Genomic DNA, 5,392 nt, shown 5'->3' on the forward strand with positions numbered 1-5,392 from the left:
GATTCTTAGAATGAAAAAAGAGCTCAACGAGATACTAGCAAGTAATACAGGACAGAAACTTGCAAAAGTAGAAAAAGATACTGATCGTGATAACTTCATGAGTGCCGAGGAAGCTAAAACTTATGGTATGATTGATGAGGTTTTATCACAAAGTAGAGAGAAAGAAGAATAATTTCTGCTTTCTCTAAAGCTTTTTGGCTAAGGAATATTTTAAACTTATCTAATATTAATTTTAATAATGATACCTTACTAAAAATAATATAAGTATGGATAAATGTTTAAAGAGTACACAAAGTCAAATTTTATAATGTACATGTTACTGTATCTCTTTTTAACAATTTTAGTTTATCTTTTCACTTTTACACTTTTACTCAACAACTTTGTTAACATAGAAACAAAACTCAATCAAGATCATATCAATGCAATAGCCAACAGTGTGGATAGAGAGATGAGCCGAATTTCAAACCTTACAGATGATTATAGCAATTGGGATGATACGTATGATTTTATAGAAACTAACGATCAAAACTATATCTATGAAAACTTTCGGGATCAAACTGCAACTTTAGAAGATTTAAGTATCGATGGTATTATGTTTATCAAAGAAGATAAAGAGATACTGTTTTCAAAATATACGCCCTTACTACAAGATACCAAAAAATTAGAGCGATCTGTTTTAGATCAATTTCAAGGAAAAACAGAGTTTGCGACTATTGTGCAACAAGATGGAAAATATTTTTATCTTATTAAATCCGAGATTTTAAAAAGTGATGAGACAGGTGTTTCAAAAGGTTCAATAGTCTCAGTGAAGCTAATTACTCAAGAGTTGTTAAATAATATAAATAAGATTTTTAAAAATGTTACAGTTGTAGATATATATGAAAATAATGATACAAATGTAATAACAACTTTTGAAAACTTTACTGTATCGTTAAAAAAAGAATTGAGTGAGAGCGATATTTTCAACTTTATAACATTGAATGATAAAGTTAACAATAAAGCTTTAATAACTTTTGAAGCGAGTAATAAAAGAGATATAGTCCTTCAAGCAAAAAGAAGTATATGGATAGTTGATGCTGCTATATCTATAATATTGTTTTTTATATTTTATATTTTGTATAAAAATCAAAAATTTATAGAAAGTAAAAATTTCACTCTTGACAAACTTGTTCAAGATAGAACAAAATTGCTTGAAAATGCACTTGAAGAACTCAAAAATAAAAATGAAGAGTTATTTTTATTGGCGCATACAGATTCTCTTACAAAAATAAATAATAGGGGAAGTTTTTTTAAAGAGAGTATGGCATTGTTAAATAGTGCTATACACTATAAGAAAGAGTTTTGTTTCCTTATTATAGATATAGACTACTTTAAAAGTATTAATGATAGATATGGTCATGCTATAGGAGACCAAGTTCTTATAAAATTTTGTGAGATAGTAAACAAGTATATGGACAATCAAAGTGTATTTGGTAGAATAGGTGGTGAGGAGTTTTGTGTCTCGTTTTACGATAAAAACGATTTGGAAGTTGAAAGAATATCTGAAAATATTAAAAATGAATGTGAAAATACGCTCATACATGCAGGTGAACACCAAGTGAGTTTTTCAGTTTCAATGGGTTTAAGTTGTAGAGAAGATTTAACAAATATAGACCTTATTATGAAAAATGCAGATGATATGCTTTATAAAGCTAAAAAAACTGGTAGAAATAAACTGATCCGACAAAGAAGAAATTTTGAATAACTAAATTCAAATATGCTACTTTAGTTACATATTCGTTTACAAAACCGATATACAATCTTCAGTACATAAACTTTATCATTAAAGGATTCAGCATGTACAAACCAGTTTCAACTTTAGGTGTCTTAGTATTTGTAGGGAACCTTACCTTAAGTGCAGTCGTATTTACAGATGTAAAAGCACCTGTACGTGAAGAGAGACAAAGAGTTCAAAGTATTGATGAACGGATTAAACAACATTTATCATCACGAGGACTAGAAACACAAAATCTTGAATTTGATCTCAAAACTAACTCTGTACAAAGTATAGAAACTGTCAATTTTTTATCGCAACAGCTTCAAGTCTCACAAGAAAGAGTGATTGAAGTGTTGTCAAATCAAATCTTACAAAAAAAGTATGTAAATTTAAATAGTGCTGATACTCTTATCGCATTAGCATATAAAATAAAAGCTGAGATAGCATTACCACAACAAACTTTAGATGCTATACACCAGTTTGTAGCATAAATTCTGCACAATAGTGTTGTAGGCAACAAAATTGTTACCTACTATTACATTATTTGTTATTCAAAAGTTACAAAAAACGATTTTTCCTCTTACATTTTTTTTCAAAAATAAATAAAAATATCATGAGTTTCTTAAATTAAAATAAGACAAAAAAACTCCTTTATTATTTTAAAATCCCTTAAAATAGGGATTTGAAAACAAATTTTAAAATTCTTTCAAAAAATCCATTTTCTAGGGAACACTATCTGTAATAGTAGTTCCGAACTTAAATTAAATGAATTAAAGGAGATAGGATGTCTGAGTTAAGACAAATTGCATTTTACGGAAAAGGTGGAATTGGTAAATCAACAACTTCACAAAACACATTAGCGGCTATGTGTCATTACTATGGTAAAAAAATCTTAATTGTTGGATGTGACCCGAAAGCGGATTCAACTCGTCTAATCTTACACGAGAAAGCACAATCTACAATTATGCAACTTGCATCTGAAGCAGGTACTGTTGAAGATTTAGAGTTAGAAGATGTATGTAAACCAGGTGCGGATGAGTTCCACCCTGACAATACAGAAATCACAGAAGGTTTCATTATGTGTACAGAGTCTGGTGGTCCAGAGCCAGGTGTTGGTTGTGCAGGTCGTGGGGTTATTACAGCTATTAACTTCCTAGAAGAAGAAGGTGCTTACGATGACGATTTAGATTTCGTTTCTTACGACGTACTTGGTGACGTTGTTTGTGGTGGATTCGCTATGCCAATTCGTGAAGGTAAAGCACAAGAGATTTACATCGTAATGTCTGGTGAAATGATGGCTATGTATGCAGCTAACAACATCTCTAAAGGTATTTTAAAATACGCTAACACTGGTGGTGTTCGTCTTGCTGGTCTTGTATGTAATGCTCGTATGACTGACCGTGAGTATGACCTTGCTAAAAACTTAGCAACTCAAATTGGTACTCAAATGATTCACTTCGTACCACGTTCTAACCACGTTCAACGTGCTGAGTTACGTCGTATGACTGTTGTTGAGTTCTCACCAAGCTCTGATCAAGCTATGGAGTACAAAGAATTAGCTCGTAAAATTATCGAGAATGACCTTAAAGTTATTCCAGCTCCATTAGAGATGGATGATCTTGAAAACCTATTAATGGAATTCGGTTTAGACGAAGAAGTTGAAGAGGGTGCAATTGGTCAAAAAGAAGCGTAATAGTTCTTTTGATTAATGCTCGCATATTTTATATGCAAACGAAAAAGCACCAAGGGTGCGTGAGCTTAACGCTGAGTTAAACTTAGCGTTAGCGTAACTTGGGGAGCTTTGCTTCCAAAGCGTTAAAAATTAAATAAAAACAAAAACAAAATAGGAGAAAAAAATGTTCGTATGTGGATACCACTTCCCAGCTGATATGGGTAATGATGTAAGTTTTGATAAAGTTATTGAAAAAGTTGAAGAAGGTTTAGATGCTGCAGGTAAAACTGTTGTTCTTACAAGTGAAACTCGTGAAGGTGTTCAACTTGAAGAGATTTCTGTTGCTGAGGGTACTTTTGCTCATAAAGCACTTGTAGATTACTATGCTAATTCAGATGTTGCTGATAAAGATGGTTTCAAAATGATTTATTACACAAATAAATACCAAATTTCTGAAATCTCTAAAACTGTTGATGGTGAAGCAACTAAAGAGCTTTGTAAAAAGCTTGATGATATGAACCTTTACAGAATTAAAGTAGCGTAATCATCAAAAAAAATTATTAGAGCTTGTGGGTTAGCAAGTTTGCCCCTCCCCAAGCTCTAATACGAGAAAGAAAATTAAGGAGAAGGAAGAAAATGGGACCAGAAACATTAGAAGCTTTACAGAAAGAAGCTATTGAAGAAGTTTTAGCGGTTTATCCAGCAAAAGCTGCAAAAAACAGAGCGAAACACTTAGGTGTAGATGCACCAGAAGGTGTAAAAGGTGCTTGTGATAAAACAAGAAGTAATAAGCAAACTGTTCCAGGTGTAATGTCTCAACGTGGTTGTGCATACGCAGGTTCAAAAGGGGTTGTATGGGGTCCGATCAAAGATATGATCCATATTTCTCACGGTCCAGTTGGTTGTGGTCAATATAGCCGTGCTGGTCGTCGTAACTACTATATCGGTACTACTGGTGTTGATACATTCGTTACTATGAACTTTACTACAGACTTTACTGAAAAAGATATCGTATTCGGTGGGGACAAAAAACTTAAAAAAGCTCTTGAAGAGATCGATGAGTTATTCCCATTAAATAATGGTATTTCAATCCAATCAGAGTGTCCAATCGGTCTAATCGGTGATGATATCTCTGCTGTTGCTAAGGTACATAAAAAAGAGAGTTCTAAACCAACTATCGCTGTATCTTGTGAAGGTTTCCGTGGTGTGTCTCAATCACTTGGTCACCACATCGCAAACGATATGATCCGTGATGAAGTTATGCCAGATGCATCAGCTCGTCAAGATTTTGAAGCAACAGATTATGATGTTGCAATTATTGGGGATTACAACATCGGTGGTGATGCTTGGGCAACTCGTATTTTACTTGAAGAGATCGGTCTTCGTGTAATTGCACAATGGTCAGGGGATGCTTCATATAAAGAGTTAGCAGTAACTCCAAAAGCGAAGTTAAACTTACTACACTGTTACCGTTCAATGAACTATATCTCTCGTCATATGGAACAAGAGTTTGGTATTCCTTGGATGGAGTATAACTTCTTTGGACCAAGTAAAACTACTGAGTCTTTAAGAAAAATTGCTGCTTTCTTTGATGAATCTATTCAAGCTAAAGCAGAAGCGGTTATCGCTAAATATACAGCTATGACTGATGCGGTTATCGCAAAATATAGACCAAAACTTGAGGGTAAACAAGTAATGTTATACGTTGGTGGTTTACGTCCTCGTCACGTTATTGGTGCTTATGAAGATCTTGGTATGGAAGTAGTGGGAACTGGTTATGAGTTTGGTCATAACGATGATTACGATCGTACTCAACCAGATGTAAAAGACGCTACTTTAATTTATGACGATGTTACCGGTTATGAATTTGAAGAATTTGTTAAGAAGATCCAGCCTGATCTGATTGGCTCTGGTGTAAAAGAGAAATACATATTCCAGAAAATGGGTATTCCTTTCCGTCAAAT

Annotated in this window: 6 protein-coding genes; all 6 read left to right on the plus strand. The window is 33.3% G+C overall.

Translation table 11 applies throughout. The features are described from left to right. A partial coding sequence (locus tag ACQY56_RS08250) for an ATP-dependent Clp protease proteolytic subunit (protein WP_428743745.1) occupies positions 1-172 on the plus strand: 172 nt, incomplete at its 5' end. 135 nt (positions 173-307) lie between these two features. Then, positions 308-1,744, plus strand: coding sequence for a sensor domain-containing diguanylate cyclase (locus ACQY56_RS08255; RefSeq protein WP_428738214.1), 1,437 nt, complete (start codon positions 308-310; stop codon positions 1,742-1,744). Between the two features lie 92 nt (positions 1,745-1,836). Further along, positions 1,837-2,247: a hypothetical protein gene (locus ACQY56_RS08260; RefSeq protein ID WP_428738215.1), complete on the plus strand. Its 411-nt coding sequence runs from the start codon at positions 1,837-1,839 to the stop codon at positions 2,245-2,247. A gap of 293 nt (positions 2,248-2,540) precedes the next feature. Further along, positions 2,541-3,449, plus strand: a complete 909-nt coding sequence (gene nifH / locus ACQY56_RS08265) for a nitrogenase iron protein (RefSeq protein ID WP_428738216.1) — start codon at positions 2,541-2,543, stop codon at positions 3,447-3,449. Between the two features lie 163 nt (positions 3,450-3,612). Then, a complete protein-coding gene (locus tag ACQY56_RS08270) occupies positions 3,613-3,972 on the plus strand; it encodes a hypothetical protein (protein WP_428738217.1) in 360 nt (119 codons plus the stop codon). Between the two features lie 92 nt (positions 3,973-4,064). Next, positions 4,065-5,392, plus strand: a 1,328-nt coding sequence (gene nifD / locus ACQY56_RS08275; RefSeq protein ID WP_428743744.1) for a nitrogenase molybdenum-iron protein alpha chain, incomplete at its 3' end; no start/stop codon positions are given.

This window comes from Sulfurimonas sp. (assembly GCF_050296975.1).
Lineage (GTDB): Bacteria > Campylobacterota > Campylobacteria > Campylobacterales > Sulfurimonadaceae > Sulfurimonas.